This window comes from Micromonospora zingiberis (assembly GCF_004331455.1).
Lineage (GTDB): Bacteria > Actinomycetota > Actinomycetes > Mycobacteriales > Micromonosporaceae > Micromonospora > Micromonospora zingiberis.
Map to the genome: position 1 here is coordinate 1 of NZ_SJJR01000023.1, position 24,387 is coordinate 24,387.

Genomic DNA, 24,387 nt, shown 5'->3' on the forward strand with positions numbered 1-24,387 from the left:
CGGTGGCACGGCCCTGTCGAGCTGAACCGCACGTGCCATCACGCCGAGCCTCGCGGCGACCAAACTGACGGTGGCACGGCCCTGTCGAGCTGAACCGCACGTGCCATCACGCCGAGCCTCGCGGCGATCTCTCGCCGCGATCCATCTGTGCTGTCAGCTCGACAGGGCCGTACCCACAGCCTTCTGGTGCCTCGTCTTTGAGCGTTGATCGGGTGATCCGTGGGTTCTGACGTTGGTGGCAGGCGTGCCGGGGGCGGTCGTCTTCAGGACGCTGATTTCAGGGTGAAATCAAAATTTCAGGATGAAATCACGTCTACCCACGAATCTGCTTCCGGTCAGGCGATGCGCGGGCGGTCAATCGAACCAGACAGCAAAAAGCCCTCGGCGCGAGGACCGAGGGCTTTCCGAGGGCGTCAGGCGATCGGGGTGCTGGCCTTTGCCGACTCGATGAAGCCGCGCCACGCCGCCGGCTGGAAGGCGAGCGTCCCGCCGTCACGGTCCTTGGTGTCCCGAACCAGGACGACGCCGGAGAGGTTGTCGGCGACCTCGACACAGTCACCGCCGTTGTTGCCGCTCTTGCTGCTCTTACGCCACTGCGCGCCGGTCACGTCCATGATGCTGCCGCTTCCCTGATCAGATCGAGGGACTGCGTCCGTGACAGCGACTCGCCCCGGATGCGTTCCCACCTGCGGCCCAGGCTAGCAACTCCCGTAGGCAGATCGATGCTCTGTGATGCGGCTGGCAGAAACTCCGGACAACGAAAAGCCGCGCCACGCCGCCGGCTCGAACGTGACCGCCCGCCGTCAGGGTCCTTCGTGAGCGTCGGTCCACAGGGCTTCGAAGTGCTCGACGTACCGGTCGAAAGGGCCGCCGGCCTCGTGACGCCTCAGATGCAAGGTGACGGAGTCCTGGCCGAGCCCAGCTCCGATGTGCGTCGCCACGATCGCCTCGTCATCGAAGATCCAAACCGACATAGCGATGTGCCGGTCGGAGAGGCGAACATCGAGCGGCACTGGCGATTTTGGCGATCTCAGCCCGCGTCATGGCGATGCGCGTCGCCAAGGTCAATGGGGTGTCCTCGACCTGCTCGCGGCTCGTGGTCACCGGGCTTGCCGGGTCGCCCAGCAGGAAGCGGACGTCCGCCCCATGCTCGGCCTTCGCGCCCAGGACCCCGGCAGCATCAGGCACCTCCAGCCAGACGAAGTAGCTCGTGTATCCGCCGAACCACAATCGCGACCGTGATCGCTCGATCCGTTCGCGGAACACCGAACGCGGAAGATCGGAGCGTCGAGGATAGACACCGACCACTTCACGGTCGGCTCCCACCTTGACCGCCCGGCGCACAACATCAGGCCAAAGCACACCTACATCTTGACCAAGAACCGATGCGACGCCCACACGTGAACGAGGACTTCTTTGAACGCGTCAGGCGATCGGGGTGCTGGCCTTTGCCGACTCGATGAAGCCGCGCCACGCCGCCGGCTGGAAGACGAGCGTCCCGCCGTCACGGTCCTTGGTGTCCCGAACCAGGACGACGCCGGTGAGGTTGTCGGCGACCTCGACACACGCACCGCCGTTGTTGCCGCTCTTGCTGCTCTTACGCCACCGCGCGCCGGTCATGTCCATGATGCTGCCGCTTCCCTGATGAGTTCTAGGGACTGCGTCCGTGACAGCGACTCGCCCCGGATGCGTTCCCACCTGCGGCCCAGGGTAGCAACTTCCGTGGACTGATCGATGATCTTCGCCTCCGTCTGGCTGTCGGCGTGACCGAGCACGCTGCCGTCGTCCAGCTCGGCAAGGATGAAGGGGCCACCCAGCCCGGAATACATCCCGACCGACGCGGGCACGATGTGGATCGCCGTTGTGGGCTGGGCGGCGCACGCCACCAGATGCTCGCACTGTTCCCGCATCAGCGACCGGTTACCGTAGGCGGACCGGCGGAGGACCATCTCGTCCAGCACCACGACGAGCATCGGTGGGTTCTCCCGGCGCAGGATGGCCTGCCGCTGGAGGCGTGCCTCAACGAGCCGTCCGACATCGTCGGTGGTCAGCTTCTCCCCGGCCAGCGTCGCCCGCGCGTACGCCTCGGTTTGAAGGAGACCCGGCACCCACGCCAGTTCGAACCAGCGCAGCGCCACCGCCTCGCGCTCGATGTCCACCCACCGCCGGAACCATGCCGGCTCGCGCCGCTTGAGGACGTCCGGCCACAGCTCGGTCACCTCGCGTCCGAGGACCGCAGCGACCCTCCTGCGAGTCTGCGGACGCGGAATGCGTCCATGGCTTGCCCAACGCGCGGCGGTCTTCGGGTCGACACCGACCTGAGCCGCGAGGGTGTCGGCGGTCTCGCCCGCCTCGGTCATGGCTGCGACAACGGCACGGTTCACTCCGCGATCCTTCCTGGACGTCCCGGGACACTCAGTATCCACCCCAATACATGGTGTATGCGGCAGCCAATCGCCGGGAAGGTGGAAACCAGGACGGCACGCGCCAGTGGAGGACCCGAACCCGCTGGTCGTGCTGTCGGGGCCGCCCCGATCGGCGAGCACCTCCGGGGCGGCCCCTCCAGATCTCCTGGCGGCCGAGGAGGCACCCGTGTCCACACAGCAGGCCCACTGCGATGTCCGGTGACCGCTCGACGTGCTCCGGGCCCGGAGCACCAGATGAGTTGTCCGCCCGGGGAGCACATCCCGTCTCGCCCGGCGTGGCGCTGCCGGGCCTGCGGCGCGCCGTGGCCGTGCCAACCGGCGAAGCTGCGTCTGCTCGGCGAGTACGCGGGCAACATGCCGGGCCTGATGGTCTACCTCGTGGCGCTGCGGGAGGAAGCAGCCGGACAGCTCGCCGAGCTGACCTCGGGCGCGCTGCCAGAGAGCCTGCACCGGCGGTTCACGGACTGGGTACCGGTCCGCCGCGCGAAATAAAGACTCCCGCCCCGGGTCCGTGGCCTCCCCCCGTCACGGGCTCGGGGCGGGTTTCATTTTTGAAATCGCCCGTCCCCGGCACTCCGTACGTGGTCAGACCTTGGACCAGGGCGGGGGGAAGACCACCTCGCCGTGCGGTGGTGCCGGTTCGCCGCTGATCGAGGGCGGCAGCACCAGGGCCTGCCACGGCTCACCCAGACCCGACCAGGGGCTGGTCAGGCCCATCCGGTCGGCCCGGCTGAACCCGAAGCGCCGGTAGTACGCGGGATCGCCGAGCACCACGACCAGCCGCTCACCGAGTTCGGTGGCCGCCTCCAGGCCGGCCTGCACCACCGCAGTACCGAGCCCGATCCGCTGCCGATGCGGCGCCACCGCCACCGGCCCGAGGACCAGCGCCGGTGCGCTGCCCCCTGGCGAACTCACCACGACCCGAGTGAACAAGGCGTATCCCACGATCTCACCGCCGTACTCGGCGACCATCGCCAACTGCGGCAGCCAGGCGTCGCCGCCGCGTAGTTCATCGACGAGCCGTACCTCCGGCGGGGTGGTCACGTCCGGACGGGCGAAGGCGGCGGCCAGCACCCGGCGGAGGGCGCCGGTGTCGGCCGGGTCCTCGGGCCGTAGCCGCAGCGTCGTCACGCGGCGAGGTTACCGCTTGTGACGCGTCCATCCGAGACTGTCGCTCGAATCGGTATGCCGCCGCAACCACCCGATAGACCGAGATCCGCCGTGGCGCGGCGTGGCGCCGCCCCGGACGGGGTATGACTGGTCCATGACGCCCGTACGGTCCCTTGCCCGCGCCATGCTCAGCGGCATCTTCGTGGTCAGCGGCGCCCGCAACTTCGTCAACCCCGAGCGCCTGGTACCCGCAGCGAAGCCGATCACCGATCGGGTGGCGCCGCTGCTGGAGCGGGCCGATTCACGCATCCCCACCGACACCGCGACACTGATCCGGGCCAACGCCGCCGTCCATGTCGGCGCCGGACTGATGCTCGCCACCGGGCGGTTCACCCGGCCGGCGGCCCTCATCCTGGCCGGCACGCTGGTGCCGGTGACCCTCGCCGGGCACCCCTTCTGGCGCAACGACGATCCGGCCCAGCGACAGAACAACCAGATCCACTTCCTGAAGAACCTCGGTCTCTTTGGAGGGTTGCTGCTCGCTGCCGCCGACACCCAGGGCAAGCCGGGGCTACGCTGGCGGGCCGGACACCGGATCGACCACTCACGACGGTCCGTCAGCCGCGCCGTGCGTACCGCCCGTCGCGAGGCCCGCATCGCCGCGGTGTCGGCAGCGACCGCCCGCCGACTTCCCGGCTGAGCTGCGATTTACCGGCCCTCACCCCCCGCTAAGGCCGCGAATCACCTGAACCACCCGCTAGGCGTTAACGCGGTGGAAATGTCAAAAGATGGTGTGGGATCGGACACGGTCGCATAACGCGGGAGGCACTGACGTGAGGCGCCGTTCTAGGCTCCCTACCGGACCTGAACGGGTAGGACGAGCTTGGTATGGGGGTGGCCACGCCATGCCGGCGAGCGTCGGTAGAAGGCTGGACCGCCTCGCCGCAGTCCGTCGCGTAACGCGTGGGATCGATCGAAGGACAGTCGTACGGACCGGCATCGTGGCCGCCGTCGCCTACGCCGCATGGCTTGCCATCGGCACATTCGGGCGCCCGTACAACTTCTTCGACATGAAGATCTACCACGGCGCGGTGGCCTGGTGGGCGAGCGGTCACGAGCTGTACGAGTTCGTCGCACCCGACACCACCCTCGGCTTCACCTACCCGCCATTCGCGGGCCTGGCCATGCTGCCGATGGCCCACCTGCCGGTGACCATGGCCGGTCTGGTGAACGCCCTGGTGAGCATCGCCGCGCTGGCCGTGGTGCTGGCCGCGCTGCTGCGCCCGATCGTCGACCGGATGGGCTGGCCACTGTGGTACACGGTGGCCATCGCCACGCCGCTCGCCGTCGCCATCGAGCCGACCCGGGAAACCCTCGGCTACGGGCAGGTCAACCTGCTGCTGTTCGCCCTGGTCATGGCCGACATGGTGGCGCTGCGTTGGCGGTCCCGCCGGGGCACGCACCAGGCCGAGGGTGACGGCGCACTGCTGCGGTTCGTCTACAGCGGCGCGTGGGCCGGAGTGGGCATCGGCCTGGCCACGGCGGTCAAGCTGACCCCGGCGCTGTTCATCTTCTACCTGATGATCACTCGGCAGTGGCGGGTGGCGTGGACCGCCATCGGCACCACGGTCGGTGTCACCATCGGCAGCTTCGGCATCGTCGGTGCCGAGTCCCGGGCCTACTTCGGCAGCGTGCTGTGGCAGACCGAGCGGGTGGGCGCGGCCGACATGACGCCCAACCAGTCGTTGGCCGGGCTACTGGCCCGACTCTACGACTCGATCGAGACGCCGGGCCTGCTCTGGCTCGCCTTCTCCGTGCTGGTGCTGGCCCTCGGCCTGTCCCGGGCCGCCAACTCGCACGCCGACGGCGACGAGCTGACCGCCTTCACCCTGGTCGGCCTGACCGCCAACGTGATCAGCCCGATCTCCTGGACGCACCACCTGGTCTGGGTGATTCCGGCGATCATCGTGTTGGCCGACGCCGCGATACGTCGCCGCGACGCGAGCCGTGGGCTGGTCGTCCGCGCCACGGCAGGACCGTCCGGTGGGCCTCCGGGCGCGCCCGCACTTCGTCCGCCGATCTGGTACCCGACGCTGACCGGGATGCGGCACGGCATCGCCGCGATCGGGTTGTACCTGCTCTTCCTGATCTCGCCGATCTGGCCGTACGAACACCAGTTGCCGGAGGTCTCGCACTACGACGACGGTCTGTTCGGCGCCCTGATGGAGAACTCCCTGGCGCTGGCCTTGATCGTGCTGGTCGCCGCACTCCCGTGGCGTCCGGGCGCCGAACCGGCCTTCCTGACCGACCGGATGGCCCGCAACGCCATCCTGCACAGCCGGCGCTAGATCGTCAGGGGCAGTTCACCCACTCCTCGGTGCCATCGGTGAAGACCTGTCGCTTCCAGATCGGCAGTCGGGCCTTCACCTCGTCGACCAGCCGTGCGCAGGCGGCGAACGCGGCGGCCCGGTGCGCGGTGCTGACCGCCGCCACCAGGGCCGCGTCGCCGATGGCGAGGGGTCCGATCCGGTGCGACACCGCCACCGCGTACACCGCGGGATCCGCGGCGATCTCGGCGGCCACCTCCTGCAGCACCCGCTCGGCATTCGGGTGGCCCTCGTACGCCAGGCTGGCCACCGCGCGGCCGTGGTCGTGGTCGCGGACCACACCGGCGAACGAGACCACCGCGCCGGCCCGGTGGTCGGCGACCGCGGCCTCGTGCGCGGCGAGATCCAACGGCTGCTCGGTCACCGCACCGATCAGGATCAACATGTCCGCTCCCCGGGTAGCAGTGGCAACGGTACGACGGGCACCCGGTCACCGGCCGCACCGGAGGTGCCGGGCCGGATCACGGCGAACCCGTCGGCGCCGGACAGTCCCCGCAACATCGCCGAGCCGACGTGTCGTACCGGGTGCGCGGTCCCGGCCGCCCGGTCGAGCCGGACCAGGGCCAGGTGGGTGTGGTTTCCCCGGCCGGGCACGGCCTCGGCGAGCGTGGCGTGCGGTAGTACCGGCATCGGCCGGCCGCCGAGACCGGCCAGCAGCGGCGCGACGAGCGAGACCAGGGCGATGACGGCGGACTGCGGATTGCCGGGCAGGCCGGCGACGAATCGGACCCGGCCGTCGGTGCCGACCACCCGGGCCAGCAGCATCGGAAAGCCGGGGCGTACCGCGACCGTGTTGACCACATAGTCCGCGCCCAGCGCCGCCAGCGTGGGATGGAGATGGTCGACCGGGCCGTGCATGGTGCCACCGGTGGTGCAGACCAGATCGGCGTCGGCCAGTGCGGCGCGCAAAGCCTCCTCGTGGGCGGGCAACGTGTCGGCCACCGGGCCGATTACGTCGTCCGGCCGCACCTGGCAGCCGTACCGCCGCAGCCAGGCCGGCACCGCCGGGCCGAGTGCGTCACGGATCCGGCCGGCGGCCGGCGGACCGGCGGTCAGCAACTCGTCGCCGAAGACCAGCAGCGCGGCCCGGGGCTGCGCACGTACCCGCAGGGTGTCGTATCCGCAGGATGCGGCAAGACCGATCACCGACGGGTCGACGGGGGTTCCGGCCGGCAGCAGTTCCTCACCGGCGGCGGCCTCCTCGCCGGGGAGCCGCCACTCCGGCGCGGCCCGGAGCACCCCGTCGACACACCCCTCGGCGGTACGCGTCGACTCCTCCACCCGCAGCACGGCCGACGCGCCCGGCGGCACCATCGCCCCGGTCGCGATCTCGACGGTCGTCCCGTCCTCGGTCAACGGGGCCGGTGTGGTGCCGGCCAGCACCCGGCCGACGATCCGCCACGGGCCGGTGCCGCGCACCGCCCATCCGTCCACACTGGACGTGACGAAGGCCGGCAGATCGGTCCGGGGCGACAGAGGTTCGGCGAGGGTGTGTCCGTCGGCCTCGTCGAGTGGCTTGTCGACGGCGGGCAGCGCGGCGGCCAGGCCGACCGCGTACACCCGCGACCGCGCCTGCTCCCAATCCATCGGCGCCGACGTGGTGGCCCGGTCAGCGGCGGATGCGGTTTCCGTGCTCACCCGGCCGAGCCTATCGGTTTGCCTAGTGGTCGCCACCTCGCAACTGCTCAATCGTGTGCGCGAGGATCGGACCCAGCACCGCGAGGCCGTCCCGGGCCCCACCGGTCGAGCCGGGCAGGTTCACCACCAGCGTACGGCCAGCCACCCCGGCCACCGCGCGGGACAGTGCCGCGGTGGGCACCTTGTCGCGGCTGTGGGCGCGGATCGCCTCGGCGATGCCCGGCACCTCGTAGTCGAGCAGCGCCCGGGTCACGTCGGGCGTGCGGTCGGTCGGGGTGATTCCCGTCCCTCCGCTGGTCAGCACCACGTCGACGGCGTCCGCCACGGCCGCGCGCAGCGCCTCGCCGACCGGCTCGCCATCGGGCACCACCACCGGCTCGTCCACCGTGCAACCCAACTCGCGCAGGCCCGCGACGAGCAGTGGACCGCTGGTGTCGGCGTAGACACCGGCGGCTGCCCGGTTCGACGCCACCACCACCCGGGCGCGGATCACGGCCGGTCCTGCGGACGCTGCCACAACCCGGTCTTGCCGCCCTCCTTGCGTAGCACCCGGACCGCCTCGACGCTGGCCGCCGGATCCACCGCCTTCACCATGTCGACCAGGGCCAGCCCGGCGACCGCGACCGCGGTCAACGCCTCCATCTCGACGCCGGTACGGTCGGCCGTGCGGGCGGTCGCGGTGATCTCGACCGTGTCCGTGGTCAGGGACAGGTCGACCGTGACGCCGTGCAGCGCGATCGGATGGCACAGCGGGATCAGCTCCGGGGTGCGTTTCGCGCCCATGATTCCGGCCAGCCGGCCCACCGCGAGCGCGTCACCCTTGGGCAGCCCATCGCGGCGCAGCAGCTCGATCACCTCGGCGGTGGTGCGCAGCCGGCCGGCGGCGATCGCCGAACGGCCGGTGGCCTCCTTGGCGGAGACGTCGACCATGCGCGCCGCGCCGGTCGCGTCGACGTGGGTGAGTTCGGCGGGTTGGGTCACAGACGCGAGCCTATCCGGTAAGACGAACCCGGCCGATGTGTCCGGAAGGGGCGGCACAGTCCGTGCCGCCCCTTCCTCACCGACCGCGACAGGTGGCTGGGGGGACACCTGATGACAGTCGGTCGCGTCGAGATCCTGCGGTAGCGGGATCTCCCCCGTCGGCGGACGCCCGGACGTTACCGACCCCGCCGATAAGAAATCGATAAGAACGACCTCCGTGAACCCGCAACCCGCACCTGTCGACCACATGCCGGGATCTCAACGGCGCCGGCAGCCAGGGCAGACCAAGGCCGGAGCGCTACTGAACCGTCTCGGCCAGCCGACGTTCGACCTCGAACCGCTCCGGCACGCCCATTCGCCGGAATATCACCAGCGCCCTTTCCCAATGTCGGCGTGCCTCCGCCGGATCGGTGACGCGCAGGTGCTCGGCCAGCCCGGCCAACGCCCGGCCCTGCTCGTACGGACTGTCGATCTGGATCGCTCGGGCCAGGGCCCGTTGATGTGCCTGTACCGACGAGTCGATGTCGCCACCGGCGGCCAGGGTCAGTCCGAGTTCGTTCCACACCGCCGATTCCGCCTGTCGTTCCGCCGACCCGGCAATGAACTCCAGCGCGAGTTCGTGCTGCTGCCGTGCCTCCGCCAGTAGTCCGGCATTGCGGTACGCCACGCCCATCACGTTGCGCGCGTCAGCTTCGCCGTAGCGGTGACCGGTCCGGCCGTACAGCACCATGGCGGATCTGAGCAGCCGCAGGGCCTGCTGGTGCTCGCCCTGCCGGACCCGGACGGCGGCGATGTGACTCAACGCGTTGGCCACGTGGTAGGGGTCGCCTTCCACCCGGGACCAGAAGAGGTGGGTCCGATGCGCTCGCAGCGCCTCTTCGTAGCGGCCCATCGAGGCCAGAGCCAGCCCGATGTTGGGCAGATGGATCCGGACCCGGCTCATGTACTTGATCGGAAGCTCGCGCAGCGCCTCCTCGCCCAACGTGGCAGCAAGCGCCAGGTCTCCCTTCGCCCAGTGGACGACGCTGAGATTTCCCCTGAGCTTCGCCACCTCGGGCTTGTTGTTCTGCTTCTCGGCCAGCGCCAACGACGTTTCAAGACACTTGATTGCCCGACGATACGAGCCCGTCTTGGTCAGTGCGGAGGCCAGATAGTTGTTCATTGAGGCCATCGCCAACACGTTTCCGGACCGCTCGGCGGCGGCCAGGCCGAGCTCTTGCGTACGAAGAATGTCCTCGAAATAGCCCCGGACGTAGAAGAAGCGCCACAACACCCGGGCGAGCCTCCAGGTGTATTCGTGGGAGTCGTTCTCTGCCGCCATCTCGATCAGCAATATCAGGTTACTGCGTTCCCTCTCCAACCAGTCGACATCGACGGTGTCGAACCCCGCGAGAAGGTCCGGTCGTTCGGGTGGTGCGCTACCGATGTCCTCCCGGACGTCGACCAGCCGGTTCAACGGCTCGGCGGCTCGGACCGAACGGTGCAGCACGAAGTCGAACAGACTGGCCAGCGCAGCATGGCGCGCCCGCGCCGGATCGAGCGCCAGCGACCTTTCCCGGGCGTACTGACGGACCAGATCGTGCATCCGGTGGCGACCGCTCTCCGACTCCTCCACGAGATGTCGATCGACAAGGTCGTCGAGGATCTGTGCGGCATCCGCGTGGGACAGCCCGGCCATCGCGGCGACCATCGTCACGTCGTAGTAGCCGGCGTGCAGCCCGAGCAGCCGGAAGACCCGTTTGGCCGCCTCGTTCAACGGCTCGTACGAGGCACCGAACGCCGAGGCGATGCTGCGGTCGCCCATCTCGAAGGTCGCCAGACCCGGCTCCGGCACCGCCAACTGCCCCGCCAGATCAGCCAGCCGGCGACTACGCCGATGAGCCAGGCGTGAGCCGACCAGCCGGATCGCCAACGGCAGGTAGCCGCAGCGGCGGACTATCTCCGCTGCCGACTCGGGTTCGGCGCTGACCCGCTCGGTACCGGCGCTGGCAGCCAGCAACCGCAGCCCCTCCTCGGGCGACAGGACGGGTAACGACTCCGGTGGCCCCGCGTCCAGATCGACGAGCCGTCGCCGGGAGGTGACCAGCACAACCGCGCTGGAGGCGACGGGCAGTAGGGGGATCACCTGCTCGCTGTCTGCGGCGTTGTCGAGCACGATGACGACTCGCCGGGAGACCAGTTCGCGCCGCCACAGGCCACGCCGTTCGTCCACGTCGATCGGGATCCGGCCAGCCGAAACTCCCAGCTGGCGCAGCAGGACCACGAGCGCAGCGCCCGGCTCCACCAGGTTGTCGTCCTGGTGACCGCGAAGGTCGATGAAGAGTTGGCCGTCCGGGTACGACGTCACCAGTTGTCGTGCCACGTGTACGGCGAGGGTGGTCTTGCCGCTGCCCGGCATCCCGTCGATCAGGTGGATCACCGGACGCCCCTCGCCGGCAGCCCGGATCTTGGAGATCATCCGATGCACCACGGCGTCCCGACCGACGAAGTCCGCCACTGGCCTGGGCAGCCAGTCCCACTCCGACCGACCCGTGGGCCCCTCGGCCGCCGGCGGTGGCGCAGGTGTCATCCGGCTCAAGCGTTGCCGCGACGGCCTCGGACGCTGCTCGATCATCGCCTGGTAAAGCTGTCGTAGGTCCGCGCCGGGTTCGACCCCGAGCTCGGTCCACATGGTGCGCGCCGCGCAGCGGTAGACGGCGATTCCGCCGGCGACATCGCCGCGCTGGCCCAGCGCTCGCATCAGCAGGAGCAGCGCCGGTTCACGCAACGGATGGGCCGCCACCGTGCTGCGCAGCAGGGGAACCGCCTCGTCCACCCGTCCTGTCTCCAGGGCGGTGGCCGCGGAAAGCTCGACGGCCAGCAGGTACTGCTCCTGCGCAGCCGCCACCTGGGCGGTCAGGTACGGGCCGAGTGGGACTCCGGCAAGCGGCGGTCCGAGCCACCGCGACATCGCCCGGTTGAGCAAGGATCGCACCAGTTCGGCCTCACCACGGGAGGCCAGCAGGCGGGCCTGTTCCAGCTCGCCGAGGAAGCTGAACAGGTCCACCTCTGATGCCGCGACATCCAGGCGGTAGCCGTTCCCCTGTCGGGTGAGGAGACCCCGTCCGGTGTCATGGTCCTCGAAGGCCCGCCGCAGATTGGCGGCATAAGTCCGGATATTCGGCACCGCAGACCGGGGCGGATTGTCCGGCCAGATCTCGTCGACCAACTCCTCCATCGAGACCATTCGCTCAGGACGCATTGCCAGCAGAGCCAGAACGGTTCGTTGCTTCGGCGTTCCCAGGTCGACCCATGAGGCGACGGACAACACCCGAAGGCCGCCTAGCAGCTCAATCTTCACGTCCGCCGGGCTCCTCGTCAGGAGGCATTTGCGTGGTCGCACCTTAACAATGCGCAGCGAACCGGCCGCCCGCAACAACCAACTGCGGCTGGCTGTAGCGTCACCAGCCCTAGGGGTAAGAGGATTCGCAGGGCGGGCAGGCGCGCGGCATGGGCAAACCGGCCGGCCTTCCGAAAAGAAGCAGACCTGGCCGAATCTTCGACGCGCTCCGCATAACTGCTATAACAGAAAGTCATGAATAGTCACCCAATTGGCTAATTCTGCATAATGTCACATTTATTCTGGCTTGCCCGGTCTCTCGTGCCCTAACGTCCCTCTCGTCACCGAACGAGATCTCCTCGGAGAGCTGGGGCTTGAGATTCAAGGAGGCTTGGTATGCGCGGCAACGACTGGACCTGATCTGTTTCTCGGGGCTTTGGCCCCGCGACGCTAGGCTGTCACCACGGTGCGGCCAGCCGTCAGGAGTGGCATGATCCACGTCTGGAAACGAGACAATGAGACCGATCGGCGGCTCACGCTGCTAGTCGGTCTCGTCGTCGTGTGTGCCGCGATAGCAGTGATCGCCTCGGCCCTGGTCGCATCCGCCGCACCGCTGACAACTCCGCTCAACGAGCTGTCCGTCCTGGCAATGTTGATCTTCATGAGTGCGGTCGGCACCCTGGTCAACACGCCGGTCCGGATCAGATCGACGGGGCACTCGATCAGCTGGAACGAAACCGCGCTGATCATCTCCCTCGCGCTCGCGCCGACGTCATGGGTGGTGCTGTGCACCGCCGCCGGGGTGGCCCTGGCCTCCCTGCAACTGCCGCCGATCAAGCTCGCCTTCGGCGTGGGGAAAAACATCCTGATGGCCGTCGGTGCCGGCGCCGCCCTTGAGGCAGCCGGCTGGACGGGCCTCTCCGGCCACCCCGGACAGCTGATCCCACCACTCGCCGTCGCGTACCTCGTCGCCGTCCTGCTCGACGAGATCCTGGCGATACCGGTGATCGCCCTGGCCTCCGGCACCCCCGTCTCCCAGCACTTCCGCAACAACCTCGACCTGAGAATCGCGGGTTACCTCGTCCGCTTCTGCGTCGCCACCGCCAGTCTGCTCATCCTCGAAGCGGACCCCCGGCTCCTGCTCGCCGTACCCCCGCTCGTCCTCAGTCTGCACCTCGCCTACTCCACCCGGATCCGGCAACGCACCGAGCAGCAGGCGTGGCAGCGACTCGCCCAGACCACCGATGCCCTCAACGTCGTCGAGTTGAACCAGGTCCTCACCACCGCCGTCACCCGCGCCGCCGAACTGTTCTCCGCCGACGAGGTGGAGGTGGAGCTACGCGACGCCGCCCGCCTCGTCCGGGGCAACTCCGACGGCGTCAGCTACGACGGTCCGGCCGGCGAGGCACCCACCGTCGTGCCCGGTGCGGTCGTGCCCGCCCCCCTCGAAGGACACGACCGATCCATCGACGTGGGCGTGCTGCGACTGCGCTTCCGGGGCGCCGTGCAGCTCAACGAACGGGAGCGGTACACCCTGCACACCTTCGCCTCGGCGCTGTGCACGGCAGTACGCAACGCCCAGGCGTACGCCGAACTCGCCCGGGTGGCACAGGCCCACGCGCACGCCGCCGCCCACGACGCCCTGACCGGACTGGCCAACCGGCGCCACCTGCTCGACGAAGGCAACGAACAGTTGCACCAGCGGCACGCGGACGGAATCACCGCACTGGTGCTGATCGACCTGAACCACTTCAAGGAAGTCAACGACACCCTCGGCCACGCCGCCGGCGACCAGATGCTCGTCCGGGTGGCCGAGCGGCTACGCGCCGCAGCCCGCGCCGACGACCTGGTCGCCCGACTCGGCGGCGACGAGTTCGCCGTACTGCTGCGCGCCCTACCCGCCCCCGCAGTGGCCGCACACCGCGCCGAAACACTGCTGGCAGCACTGCACGAACCGTTCGACATCGAAGGCATGCAGATCAGCGTCGAGGCCAGCGGCGGCATCGCCGTCGCGCCGGCCGCCGGCGGGATCGTCGAACTGCTACGCCGAGCCGACGTGGCGATGTACCAGGCCAAGCGGGCCGGGCAGCGGGTCGCCACGTACGCACCAGCCCGGGACACCGCCGACCTCGGCCGGCTGACCCTCGGCGGTGAACTGCCCCGCGCGGTCGCCGACCAGGAGTTCACCGTCAACTTCCAACCGATCGTCGACCTCGGCAGCGGCGAGGTGATCGCCGCCGAAGCCCTGGCCCGGTGGCGCCACCCCACCCACGGCATGATCGACCCACTGCGGTTCCTGGAAACCGTCGAGCGATCCGGGCTGCTCCCCGCGTTCGCCGAGGCGATCCTCGACCAGGCACTGATCGCCGCCGGCACCTGGCGCGACGCCGGCTTCGACGTACCAGTGGCGGTGAACGTCTCCCCGCGCAGCCTGCTCGACGCCCGATTCCCCGGCTCCGTACTGGCCCGCCTGCGCGCCCACGACCTACCCCCCGACCGGCTGATGCTGGAACTCACCGAAACCCTGACCCTCAGCCAACTCGACGTGGTCGACCAGGTACTCACCCGACTGCGCGACGCCGGTGTCCGACTCGCGCTGGACGACTTCGGGACGGGCTACTCCTCCCTGTCCCTGCTCTCCCGGATCCCCGTCCACCAGCTGAAGATCGACCGCAGCTTCGTGACCGCCATGGAATCCTCCACCGAGGCCGCCGCCATCGTCCGCTCCACCCTCGATCTCGGCCGAAGCCTCGAACTCGCCGTGGTAGCCGAAGGAGTGGAACGGGAAGCACAGCGTCGGGCCCTCTGGGAACTCGGCTGCGTTGCCGGTCAGGGCCACCTCTTCGCCCGACCGCTGGCCGCCGGAGCGCTCCTCGCCGCGCTGCAACGCGGCACCGGCGGCCGACCCGGCCACCTCGCCGCCGCCCTGCACGACACCGGCGCAGTGGTCCGGCTACCACCCGGACGCCGGCAGGGGGGCCGAGGCCGCCACCAACCCGCCTGACACACTGACCCGGGTGAGCACCGCCACCACGAGCACCTCTCGCCCCGGCTGGTGGCACCGGCTCGACTCCGCCGGCGGTGGTCTCAGCCTCGACCTCGGCATCTACGCCACCTCCGCCGCCTTCGCGGCGATCACCGCCGCCACCTCCACCCTCGGCCCACACCGCCACTGGGGCGGCATCGCGGCCCTGGGCTACCTGGCCGCCACCCTCCTGGTCACCGGCCAACTCCTCGTACGCCGCCACCGACCCACCCTCGCCCGGACACCGGCCCGCTGGCTGGTCACCAGCCTCGCCTTCGCCACCACCGTCCTACTGCCGCTGGCCTGGCAGAGCGTGCAGCGGGCAGCCGGGCGAACCGACCGGGCACAGGAAGAGGTGCTGGTCGTCGAGGAATCCGGCCGCCGCCTGCTGGAAACCGGTACGCCATACCTCGGACCGGACGCCATCGCCGCCCTGCCGCCCGCCGACCAACTGCTCGGCTACACCCCCTACCAGCCGGGCATGGCACTGTTCGGGCTGCCCCGCGCGCTGCACGACACCTGGTGGACCGACGCCCGGGTCTGGTTCGCCGTCGGCACCGTCGGAGTCCTCGTCCTCGCCCTCCGCGTCCTACGGAACTCCCCGGACAGGCCGACAGGGCACCAGGCCACCCTGCTGCGCGCAGTGCAGGCCGCCACCGTACTCCCGGTCGGCGCACTCACCCTCGCCACCGGCGGGGACGACCTGCCCGTACTCGCGCTCTGCCTGCTGGCCCTCGCGCTCGCCCGCACCGCACGTCCCGGCTGGGCCGGCGTCGCCGTCGGGCTGGCCGGCGCGCTCAAGCTGTTCGCCTGGCCGGTCGCCATGGTGCTGGTGATCTGGGGACTCACCCGACGCGCCGGCCTGCGGGTCGCCGCCGGAGCATTCGGGCTACCCGCCGCCGCCCTGCTGCCCACCCTGCTGGTCGACCACGACGCGCTCGTGGAGAACGTGCTGCGGTTCCCGTTCGGCCACGGTCTGGTCTCCAGCCCGGCACAGTCACCGTTCCCCGGGCACCTGATCGCGACCGCCCTGCCCGCCGGGCGCGTCATCGCCGCCGCGCTGCTGCTCGCGGCCGGCGCGGCAATCGCCGTCCGACTCGTCCGCCGCCCGCCGTACACCGCACAGACCGCCAGCCTGATCTGCGGGTACGGGCTACTCGCGGCCATCCTGCTGATGCCCACCACCCGGTTCGGCTACCTGCTGTACCCGATCGCGTTTCTCGTCTGGGCGACCGCGCTCGACCTTCCCGGGATCCGGCAACCAGCGAGCGAAGACAGCCCGCAAGGCGTACACCTGAGGTCATGACCACCTACCGCGACCGCAGCGAGGCTGGCCGGATACTCGCCGATCGACTCACCGCCCTGACCGGCCAATCGGACGTCACCGTGCTCGGCCTGGTACGCGGCGGAGTGCCCGTGGCCCAGGTCGTCGCCGAACGCCTCGGCGCCCCGCTCGATGTGCTCGTGGTCCGCAAGCTCGGCATGCCCTGGGCACCCGAGGTCGCCTTCGGCGCCCTCGGCCCCGGCGGGGTACGCGTCCTCAACGACATCGTCGCCAGCCAACTCGAACCTACCGAGATCGCCGACGTGCAGCGCCGGGAGCAGGCCGAACTCGACCGACGAGAACAGCTCTACCGGGCTGGGCGGCCACCCTTGGATCTGACCGGCCGGACCGCCGTCATCGTCGACGACGGGCTCGCCACCGGAGCAACCGCCCGCGCCTCCGTCCAGGTCGCCCGGCAACTCGGCGCCCACCGCGTCGTGATCGCCGTTCCGGTCGGCGCGCAGGAGGCATGCGAGATGCTGGCCGCCGAAGCCGACGAGGCGATCTGCGCCCAGCGGCCGGTCAACTTCGGCGCGGTCGGCGCCTACTACGACGACTTCCACGAAATCTCCGACGAGGAGGTCACCGAGGCGCTGACCGCGACCGCGTGACCCGACCAGGTACCTTCGGATGATGAGCCTGACCTGTCCGAAGTGTCACGGAGAAATGCGCCAGTACGAGCGCAGTGGCGTCGTCATCGATCAGTGTGGCGAGTGTCGAGGCATCTTCCTCGACCGGGGCGAACTGGAGAAGCTGTTCGAGGCGGAGGCCAACTGGAGCGCCCAACAGACCCCGCCCGCCCCGCAGCCAGCCCAGCACGTCACCCCGCCCGCCGGCTACCCGCCGCCCGCCCCCGCCCCGCACCAGCCGGGCTACGGCGCCGTGCCCCCACCGCCACCGCCCGGCTACCCCGCACCCGCACCCGCCTACGGACACGGACAGCAGCACTACGGCTACCACGGTCACTACCGGCGCAAGAAGCGCAAGAGCTTCCTGGACGACATGTTCGGCTGAGCCTCCGCGTCGCCGACGAGCCGGGGCGGCGCCGGTTGTGGGACGCTGCCGGCATGGGGTCACGAAGCTCGCACATCGCGCTGGCCAACGCCTACGACGGCATCACCAGCACGGTCGCCGGCCTTGACGACACCGACCTGCAACGGCCCACCCGGTGCCGCGGCTGGCTCGTCGCCGACCTGCTCTTCCACCTGCTCTGCGATGCCCAACGGGCACTCGTCGCGCTGGCCAGCCCCGCCTCCGGCCCGGCCACCGTGGACGCCGTCAGCTACTGGCGCGCCTTCCCGGCCGGGAGCGGCGACACCCGCCATGCCTGGTTGGCCCGCCGCTCCGCGGCTGCCTTCGACCGCCCGTCCGGGGTGGTTCGACTCTGGACCGACACGGCCCCGGCCGCCGTACGCGCCGCCGGCGGCGCCGACCCCGACCACCTCGTCACCACCCAGGGGCACGTGCTGCGGGTCGCCGACCTGCTGGACACGCTCACCACCGAGGCGGTCGTCCACCATCTCGACCTGATGCTCGATCTGCCCGCCGCGACACCGCCCGGCCCGCCCGCGACATGGGTCGCAGTGACCAGCATCGACGGTCTGCTCGGCGCAGCCCCGGCCCGGCCAACCGGCTGGGACGACCACGAATACCTGCTCAAAGCCACCGGCCGGCTCGCCCTCACCGCCCCCGAGCGCCGACAACTCGGCGAACTCGCCAGCCGCCTTCCGGCGCTCGGTTGACCTAACGAGATCAGACGATGGCCATGTCCACGAACCGCGACAGGTGCAACTGAGCCGCCACCGTCACCGTGTCGGTCGGACCATTTCTGTGCTTGGCGACAATGAAATCCGCCTCCCCGGCGCGCGGCGACTCCTTGTCGTAGTAGTCGTCGCGATGCAGAAGGATGACAACGTCGGCGTCCTGCTCAATTGATCCAGATTCCCGCAAGTCGGACAACTGGGGCCGTTTGTCGGTACGTTGCTCCGGGCCACGGTTCAGCTGGCTGACCGCGATGACCGGGCACTCGACCTCCTTGGCCAGCAGCTTGAGCCCTCGGGACAGGTCCGCGACCTCCTGCTGTCGGCTCTCGGTGCGTTTCGGTGAGGTCATCAGCTGGAGGTAGTCGACCACGATCAGCTTCAGGTCGTGTCGCTGCTTGAGTCGGCGAGCCTTGGCCCGGATCTCCATCAGGTTCATGCTCGGGGTGTCGTCCACGAACAGCGGCGCCTCGCTGATCTCGCCCATGCAGCGGGCCAGCTTCGTCCAGTCGTCGTCGGAGAGCTGCCCGCTGCGCAGGACGTGCAGGGGCACGCGGGCCTCGGCCGAGAGCAGCCGCATGACGATCTCGACCTTGCTCATTTCCAGCGAGAAGATGGCCGCCGCCTGATTAGCCCTAATGGCCGCATTTCGGGCAAAGTCCATACTTGCCGTGCTGTTGTGCGTCGGAATCATGGCGGGGCCAGCCAGGTACAGGTGGTCCGGATTGTCGACCGTCACACAGCGCACCGGCACACTCGGAACCGGACGTACATCGACGATGTACCGGGAGCGGACGCCCTCGCGGCCGACCTTGCGCCGACGCTGTCCGTGAGACACCCGCTTGCGGGTCAGCCTGAACACCTCGTCGCTGGTCGAAAAGTTCAGCGTGTAGGCCACCGAGCTTTCGGGGCGACGCCCCTTGACCGCCTTACGGTTGACCGAGCAGCGATATCCCAGGCTGACGATGAGCTCGTACACGTCCTCGGCCAGCCGCTGTGATGTCGTGGTGTATTGGACATGACCGGCCGGGGCGGCGGTACCGTCCGTGTCGAGCAATCCCGCCAAGAGCGCCCGTCGTTGATCCTCGGACGCCCGCAGGTATGGCTGAGGGATGTGTTTGTTGTTCAGAACGCCAGCGGCTCGCAACCGTCCGAGGAACGTGCCGTGCTGGCGTCGACAGGGTGCGCAACGTCGGGAGCCGCTCCAACTGCCCGCCGAGGTCGTCCCGCACGTCTCACAGCCACCTCGGTCGGTGGCCTTGACGAGCCCTCTCGACCGGCCGCCACACGACCTGCCACAAGTTGTGACGGCAGTGCCGCGAGGAGTGAACGTGGCACCGCACACGACGCATGCCCGCTGTTTCAAGGGTTCCAGCGGCGGCAGCTTGATCCCGTAGGAGTAGGTGCCGGCGCCAGGGGTCACCACGAAGCCATCGTCCGTTACGTACTGAGCGATTTCCGGGTCCGCAGAGGTGAACCGAGAAGCAGCGGCATGCCCATCACCCAACCAGATTCCCAGGGTGTATGGAGGTACCGGCAAGTCGTCCCGTTCCGGCAGTGACAGCGGTCTGGTGTTGTCCACCGCGTGGTTCACGCGCCCGTCTGCCGGGTGTCGGAGCGTTTTGGCGATGTGTTCCGTGGTGACGACCTGCTGATGGACGGCCGTTGTCTCCGCATTCCTGAGCCGGTTCACCCGTGCCGGGAGTTCACCGAACAGGGCGTGCGCAGAGTAGGCAGCGACGGATCGCCGCCATGGCTTTCCACCCCGGGTGTACTCCCGTTCGACCTGTCCGGCGACGCCGACCTTGGCGGCCAGGACATGCAGGACGTTCCGGAACTCAGGCCCGGCGATCTCCACCGCCTCGGAGTATGTGACGAGTCGGTCCGGAGATGCGGTGACGGCCAGATGAGCGGCTGCGGCTGCGGCACGCGCATGCTCGCCCCACTGATGACTCGGTTGCCTCTCGCTCCGCTGCCGGCGCGCTGCCCGGGTGGTGGTCGCCCACAGATGGTCGGCGTCGGCAACGATGACGGAGCCGTCGGAGAACTCGACCTCGTAGCAGGGGCGATCGACGCGCACCTCGAACGCGTACGTGACGGTGGTCGGCTTGCCGTCGGCGCCGATCAACTGGTCGCCCACCTTGACCTCGCCCATGGAGGTCCAGCCGTTCGGTGTCGGCAGCGGAGTATCGAGGGCCAGCGCCTTCCCCAAACCAGGTCGCCCAGCCACGATGATCAACTGTCCGGCGTGTAGGCCGTTGAGCAGCCGGTCCAGGTCGGTGAAGCCGGTGGGGACGCCGGTCATCACGCCGCCCTGGGCGCCGACCGCCTCGATCTCGTCGAGGGTCGGTTGGAGCATGTCGGCGAGGACGGCGAAGTCCTCGCTCACCCGACGCTCGGTGACGTCGTAGACGGCCTGCTGGGCCAGGTCGACGATGTCGTCGACGTCGCGGCTGCCGCCGCCCGCGGTGCCGTAGCCGAGCTGGACGATCCTGGTGCCGGCCTCGACCAGTCGCCGCAGCACGGCCCGCTCGCTGACGATGCGCGCGTAGTAGGCGGCGTTCGCGGCCGTCGGGACGCTCGCGATCAGCGTGTGCAGGTAGGGGGCGCCGCCGATGCGGGCCAGGTCACCGGAGTCCGCGAGGGCCGCCGCCACGGTGATCGCGTCGGCCGGCTCGCCCCGGCCGTAGATCTCCAGGATGGTGTCGAAGATGGTGGCGTGCACCGGCCGGTAGAAGTCGTTGGTCTTGAGGATCTCGACGACGTCGGCGATGGCGTCCTTGGACAGCAACATGCCGCCCAGGACGCACTGCTCGGCGGCGATGTCCTGCGGCGGGGTCTTGTCGAACTGGCCGTCGCGTTGCGGCGGGGCGGACGATGATCCGCCCGGGTACGGCTCTGTCCGCATGTCGTCGGTGACCGACACCGGGCCCCCCTCCACTGCGTCGGCGCGGTTCCAGGCGCCATCGCCCGGGTCCGTCTAGGTTGACCGTCCGCGTCGATCGGGGGCCATCGGGCGGGCGGCTTGGGCCACCATACGGAACCCGAGGTCAGGCCCTCAACCGCAGCGGTGGACGAGCCTCGGGACAACCTGTGGACGCCGGTGCACAGGCATGTGCGCAGGGTGTGCACAGGGTGTGGATAACTGTTGGGAGAGTCCCGACGTCGCGCTGTTGAGCTGTGCGGATATCATCCACAGCCTGTGGACGATAATTTCCGGGTAGGGCTTTGTCCCGATAGTCCCGTAGGATCGGTGCCCTACGGCTACACCTGGACAGCGGATTGCACTTTCGGTTGAGAAGGGTCACGCTCCGGCCGTGAGTTACCGGGACTGGGCAAGCGGGGAGGATGGTCCGCGCGAGCGACGGTCGGCCGCCTCGTGGGCCGATCCCGCCGAGGACGCTCCGGACGACCGCTACGACTCCGCCGTCGAGCGCTACCGCACTCCGAGCCGCCGTCGCGCGATCGAGCGTGGGCAGGAGGAGCCGGCCGAGCCGTACCTGCCGCGGTGGGCGCTGGAGTCGGGCGTACGCAGCGTCGACGGTGGAGGCCGGCATGCCGCCCCGGACGACGATGACGACGAGGACCGCCCCCGGTACGCCGGCAGTCGGCGGGCCACGGAGACCACCCGGAGCCGGCAGCCCAGCGAGTCGACGTGGCGGGAATCCTCGCCGCCGGCCGCCGAGGCCACCTCGGACCACACCCGGGAATGGACGTTCGACCGTCCACAGGAGGGTGGTTACGTCGGCAGTCGGCGAGCTGCCGACGATGACCCGGTGTCCGGTGTGACACCGCAGAGCCGGCCCCGGCGGGCGCAGTCGCGTCGCCGCGAGGTGACCTGGTCAGGTCTGTCCGACGAGGGCGAGCAGCCGGCCGGCTCGGAGTCTGCTGCGGAGGCGCCCACCCGGCGTCGGCGTCGCGCGGCGGAGCCCGACCCGGGCCCGGCCGTGGATCCGTGGGAGCGGACGGCGGAGCCGTGGGAGCGTCGGGCGGAGCCGGAGAAGGTTCGGCCTGCGGTGGATCCGTGGGACGCGTCGGGGCTGCACGCGTGGCAGCAACCCGCCGAGGTCGGTAACCGGGGCGAGGCTGGGTCCACCGATCCGTGGGACGCGGACAGCACCAGTCAGTGGCTCCAGGCACCGGCGTCGGATCAGTGGCTTGAGCCGGACCGGACAGGTCAGTGGCTCCAGCCTGACAGTACGGGTCAGTGGGAGCGTCCTGCCGAGGCCGATCGGTGGGATCGGCGGCGCGGCTCGAACCGATGGGACGGGCATTCCGAGCCGGATCGGTGGGACCGTACGCAACCTCCGACCTCGGGCGCCACGTCGGGTGCGACGTCGGGTGCCGGGCAGTGGTCCTGGGCTGAGCCGGCGGAAGCGGAGCCGGCGCAGGAGGCTTTCTGGCCGGGGACCCGGTTGGCCGGCGACGATCCGCGATGGGTCGAGGCGAGCGTGTCGGCGCCGAGGTCGCCGGTGGTCGGTTACACCGCGCCTCGGCCGCGTTCGGCACCCCGGCGTCCCGCATCGGTGCCACCGTCCCGGCAGACCGGCATGGCGTCGGTACGGCGGCGCATCGAGGCGGTCGGTAACGGCGGGTGGAACCGGCGGCTGGAAGACGATCTGCTCGATCCTGATCCGGGGGCTCCGTGGCTGCCGCTGCTCTACACAGCGGCCTGTTATCTCCTGCCCGCGATAGTGATCTTCGTCTGGCTGCTGACGCTGGATGGTGCGCCGCCCACGGGTTGCGTGACGGATATCAGCGGTGGGGGTTGCGATTCGCCACGGGCGCGGGCGTTCGGGGCGATGGTGACGGGGATACCGCGCTTCGGGCTCGCGTTGGCGAGCAGTCTGGTGGTCGCGACGCTGTTGCGGCGGGTGGGTACCACGTGGAAGCCGACGACGGTGGCGCTCGCCGCTGCGGTGGTCGGCGGTGGCCTCTCGACGGTATTGATCAGCGCGGTGACGGGTCAGCCCATCGGCTGACCGTGGGTCGGCTTCGTCTTCCGTCACACGTCGCCATCTGAATGGGCGTGGCAGCCAGCCGGTGATACGTGACCGGGCCCGCACCATCTGGAGATGGTGCGGGCCCGGTCAGCTGTCGTGCGAGGGCTCAGCCCTGCATGACGTTGAGGTTGAAGGTGGCGGTCACCTCGGGGTGCAGCTTGATCCGCACCGGGTGCGATCCGATCGACTTGATGTGACCGGACACCTCCAGCCGACGCCGGTCGAGGGCCGGGCCGCCGGCCGCCTTGACGGCGTCGACGATCTCGGCCGGGGTGACCGAGCCGAAGAGTCGGCCGCCCTCGCCGGCACGGGCCTTGAGGTTGACCTTGAGAGCCTCGAGTTGGCCCTTCACCTCGTTGGCGTGGCCGAGGTCACGGATCTCACGGGCCGAGCGGGCCCGCTTGATGAGGGTGACCTGCTTCTCCGCGCCCTTGGTCCAGGCGATCGCGAAGCCCTGCGGAAGCAGGTAGTTACGGCCGTAGCCGTTCTTGACCTCGACGATGTCACCCGGGGCACCGAGCCCGGACACTTCCTGAGTCAGGATGATCTTCATGTCGGCGCCTCCTCTCAGCGGGCCGTCGCCGTGTACGGCAGGAGCGCCATCTCACGGGCGTTCTTGACCGCACGGGCGATCTGCCGCTGCTGCTGCGAGGTCACGCCGGTCACCCGCCGAGCGCGGATCTTGCCGCGGTCGGAGATGAACTTGCGCAGCAGCGCGGTGTCCTTGTAATCGATGTAGGTGATCCCGTCCTTGTCGAGCGGGTTCACCTTCTTCTTCGGCTTGCGCAGTGCCGCAGCCTTCGCCATTGCTCTTGCTCCTGGTTTACGATCACGGGCGCTCGGCGCCATTAGAACGGGGGCTCCTCATCGAAGTTGCCGCCACCCGAACGTGAGGGTGCCGGTGCGGCCGAAGCCCAGGGGTCGTCGAAGTTGCCTCCGCCGCCCTGGCCACCACCGCCACCGCTACCGAAGCCGCCGCCACCGCCACCGGAGCGGGACATCTTCTGCACCTTCGCCGTGGCGTAGCGCAGCGACGGGCCGATCTCGTCGACCTCCAGCTCGATGACGGTGCGCTTCTCACCCTCGCGGGTCTCGTAGGACCGCTGCCGAAGCCGGCCCGACACGATCACGCGGGCGCCGCGCTGTAGCGACTCCGCCACGTGCTCCGCGGCCTGCCGCCAGACGGTGCACGAAAGGAACAGCGGCTCGCCGTCCTTCCACTCGCCGGACGCCTTGTCCATGAATCGGGGCGTCGAGGCGACCCGGAACTTGGCGACCGCCGCCCCCGAGGGAGTGAATCGCAACTCGGGGTCATCGGTCAGATTGCCGATGACCGTGATGGTGGTGTCTCCTGCCATGACCATCTCCTCGCGCACTCATCCGTTCTGCCGTACAGGTTCTCAGAACCCTCTGA

At 69.6% G+C, this 24,387-nt stretch carries 23 protein-coding genes and 1 pseudogene; 9 read left to right on the forward strand and 15 right to left on the reverse strand.

Going from position 1 to position 24,387, the window contains the following annotated elements:
- Window positions 1–413: 413 nt before the first annotated feature.
- From E0H26_RS24730 to E0H26_RS24750, 5 genes and pseudogenes are all read right to left on the reverse strand, one after another.
- Window positions 414–614, reverse strand: a complete 201-nt coding sequence (locus tag E0H26_RS24730) for a DUF397 domain-containing protein (protein WP_131307770.1) — start codon at window positions 612–614, stop codon at window positions 414–416.
- A pseudogene (locus tag E0H26_RS24735) lies at window positions 605–706 on the reverse strand (XRE family transcriptional regulator); the annotation flags it as partial. The pseudogene E0H26_RS24735 and the gene E0H26_RS24730, both read right to left, overlap by 10 nt.
- Before the next feature lie 245 nt (window positions 707–951).
- A complete protein-coding gene (locus E0H26_RS24740) occupies window positions 952–1,362 on the reverse strand; it encodes an XRE family transcriptional regulator (RefSeq protein ID WP_240742350.1) in 411 nt (136 codons plus the stop codon).
- Window positions 1,363–1,425: 63 nt separating this feature from the next.
- Entirely contained in the window at window positions 1,426–1,626 is a 201-nt protein-coding gene (locus E0H26_RS24745; protein ID WP_131307772.1) for a DUF397 domain-containing protein, read from the reverse strand.
- Entirely contained in the window at window positions 1,617–2,384 is a 768-nt protein-coding gene (locus tag E0H26_RS24750) for a DUF5753 domain-containing protein (RefSeq protein ID WP_131307774.1), read from the reverse strand. The genes E0H26_RS24745 and E0H26_RS24750 overlap by 10 nt, the downstream gene beginning before the upstream one ends.
- Before the next feature lie 276 nt (window positions 2,385–2,660).
- Between E0H26_RS24750 and E0H26_RS24755 the strand changes: the two genes are divergently transcribed.
- Window positions 2,661–2,918, forward strand: coding sequence for a flavin reductase (locus E0H26_RS24755; RefSeq protein ID WP_131307776.1), 258 nt, complete (start codon window positions 2,661–2,663; stop codon window positions 2,916–2,918).
- A 93-nt stretch (window positions 2,919–3,011) separates the two neighbouring features.
- Here E0H26_RS24755 and E0H26_RS24760 read toward each other — a convergent pair whose 3' ends face one another.
- Window positions 3,012–3,557 (reverse strand): GNAT family N-acetyltransferase, encoded by a 546-nt coding sequence (locus tag E0H26_RS24760; protein ID WP_131307778.1) that lies wholly within the window; start codon window positions 3,555–3,557, stop codon window positions 3,012–3,014.
- A 133-nt stretch (window positions 3,558–3,690) separates the two neighbouring features.
- Between E0H26_RS24760 and E0H26_RS24765 the strand changes: the two genes are divergently transcribed.
- Entirely contained in the window at window positions 3,691–4,236 is a 546-nt protein-coding gene (locus tag E0H26_RS24765; RefSeq protein WP_131307780.1) for a DoxX family protein, read from the forward strand.
- 205 nt (window positions 4,237–4,441) lie between these two features.
- Window positions 4,442–5,884, forward strand: a complete 1,443-nt coding sequence (locus tag E0H26_RS24770; protein ID WP_131307782.1) for a glycosyltransferase 87 family protein — start codon at window positions 4,442–4,444, stop codon at window positions 5,882–5,884.
- Between the two features lie 4 nt (window positions 5,885–5,888).
- On the opposite strand, the gene E0H26_RS24775 is transcribed toward E0H26_RS24770, so the two are convergent.
- The 5 genes from E0H26_RS24775 to E0H26_RS24795 all read right to left on the reverse strand — a co-directional run bounded on the left by E0H26_RS24775 (window position 5,889) and on the right by E0H26_RS24795 (window position 11,924).
- Window positions 5,889–6,308, reverse strand: a complete 420-nt coding sequence (locus E0H26_RS24775) for a molybdenum cofactor biosynthesis protein MoaE (RefSeq protein WP_131307784.1) — start codon at window positions 6,306–6,308, stop codon at window positions 5,889–5,891.
- On the reverse strand, window positions 6,302–7,510 hold the full coding sequence (locus tag E0H26_RS24780) for a molybdopterin molybdotransferase MoeA (RefSeq protein WP_131307910.1): 1,209 nt from the start codon (window positions 7,508–7,510) through the stop codon (window positions 6,302–6,304). The genes E0H26_RS24775 and E0H26_RS24780 overlap by 7 nt, the downstream gene beginning before the upstream one ends.
- A gap of 73 nt (window positions 7,511–7,583) precedes the next feature.
- Complete coding sequence (locus E0H26_RS24785; protein WP_131307786.1) at window positions 7,584–8,054, reverse strand: MogA/MoaB family molybdenum cofactor biosynthesis protein; 471 nt, start codon at window positions 8,052–8,054, stop codon at window positions 7,584–7,586.
- Window positions 8,051–8,542 carry a cyclic pyranopterin monophosphate synthase MoaC gene (gene moaC / locus E0H26_RS24790; protein ID WP_131307788.1) on the reverse strand — a complete coding sequence of 164 codons (492 nt, stop codon included), beginning with the start codon at window positions 8,540–8,542 and terminating at the stop codon, window positions 8,051–8,053. The genes E0H26_RS24785 and moaC overlap by 4 nt, the downstream gene beginning before the upstream one ends.
- Before the next feature lie 298 nt (window positions 8,543–8,840).
- Window positions 8,841–11,924, reverse strand: a complete 3,084-nt coding sequence (locus E0H26_RS24795) for an AfsR/SARP family transcriptional regulator (RefSeq protein WP_338106231.1) — start codon at window positions 11,922–11,924, stop codon at window positions 8,841–8,843.
- Window positions 11,925–12,351: 427 nt separating this feature from the next.
- On the opposite strand from E0H26_RS24795, the gene E0H26_RS24800 reads away from it, so the two are divergent.
- From E0H26_RS24800 to E0H26_RS24820, 5 genes are read left to right on the forward strand one after another with little or no spacing between them, the layout of a single operon-like run.
- Window positions 12,352–14,865 carry a putative bifunctional diguanylate cyclase/phosphodiesterase gene (locus tag E0H26_RS24800; protein ID WP_131307792.1) on the forward strand — a complete coding sequence of 838 codons (2,514 nt, stop codon included), beginning with the start codon at window positions 12,352–12,354 and terminating at the stop codon, window positions 14,863–14,865.
- 13 nt (window positions 14,866–14,878) lie between these two features.
- Window positions 14,879–16,192 carry a glycosyltransferase family 87 protein gene (locus E0H26_RS24805; RefSeq protein WP_131307794.1) on the forward strand — a complete coding sequence of 438 codons (1,314 nt, stop codon included), beginning with the start codon at window positions 14,879–14,881 and terminating at the stop codon, window positions 16,190–16,192.
- Window positions 16,189–16,821: a phosphoribosyltransferase gene (locus E0H26_RS24810; RefSeq protein ID WP_131307796.1), complete on the forward strand. Its 633-nt coding sequence runs from the start codon at window positions 16,189–16,191 to the stop codon at window positions 16,819–16,821. The genes E0H26_RS24805 and E0H26_RS24810 overlap by 4 nt, the downstream gene beginning before the upstream one ends.
- A 19-nt stretch (window positions 16,822–16,840) precedes the next feature.
- Window positions 16,841–17,224 carry a TFIIB-type zinc ribbon-containing protein gene (locus E0H26_RS24815; protein WP_131307797.1) on the forward strand — a complete coding sequence of 128 codons (384 nt, stop codon included), beginning with the start codon at window positions 16,841–16,843 and terminating at the stop codon, window positions 17,222–17,224.
- Between the two features lie 53 nt (window positions 17,225–17,277).
- Window positions 17,278–17,952 carry a maleylpyruvate isomerase N-terminal domain-containing protein gene (locus E0H26_RS24820; protein WP_131307799.1) on the forward strand — a complete coding sequence of 225 codons (675 nt, stop codon included), beginning with the start codon at window positions 17,278–17,280 and terminating at the stop codon, window positions 17,950–17,952.
- A 10-nt stretch (window positions 17,953–17,962) separates the two neighbouring features.
- Here the strand turns inward: E0H26_RS24820 and dnaB are convergent, their stop codons facing one another.
- Window positions 17,963–20,911 (reverse strand): replicative DNA helicase, encoded by a 2,949-nt coding sequence (dnaB, locus tag E0H26_RS24825; protein WP_240742351.1) that lies wholly within the window; start codon window positions 20,909–20,911, stop codon window positions 17,963–17,965.
- Between the two features lie 376 nt (window positions 20,912–21,287).
- Between dnaB and E0H26_RS30140 the strand changes: the two genes are divergently transcribed.
- The gene (locus E0H26_RS30140) at window positions 21,288–22,952 is read left to right on the forward strand and encodes a hypothetical protein (protein WP_131307804.1); all 1,665 of its coding nucleotides are present in this window, start codon (window positions 21,288–21,290) and stop codon (window positions 22,950–22,952) included.
- Window positions 22,953–23,079: 127 nt separating this feature from the next.
- Here the strand turns inward: E0H26_RS30140 and rplI are convergent, their stop codons facing one another.
- Genes rplI through E0H26_RS24845 form a run of 3 tightly spaced genes read right to left on the reverse strand, consistent with a single transcriptional unit; the run spans window position 23,080 to window position 24,349 of the window.
- On the reverse strand, window positions 23,080–23,526 hold the full coding sequence (gene rplI, locus E0H26_RS24835) for a 50S ribosomal protein L9 (RefSeq protein ID WP_131307806.1): 447 nt from the start codon (window positions 23,524–23,526) through the stop codon (window positions 23,080–23,082).
- Between the two features lie 14 nt (window positions 23,527–23,540).
- The gene (gene rpsR, locus E0H26_RS24840) at window positions 23,541–23,780 is read right to left on the reverse strand and encodes a 30S ribosomal protein S18 (protein WP_007073789.1); all 240 of its coding nucleotides are present in this window, start codon (window positions 23,778–23,780) and stop codon (window positions 23,541–23,543) included.
- A gap of 41 nt (window positions 23,781–23,821) precedes the next feature.
- Window positions 23,822–24,349 (reverse strand): single-stranded DNA-binding protein, encoded by a 528-nt coding sequence (locus tag E0H26_RS24845; RefSeq protein ID WP_206025354.1) that lies wholly within the window; start codon window positions 24,347–24,349, stop codon window positions 23,822–23,824.
- Window positions 24,350–24,387 lie beyond the last annotated feature (38 nt).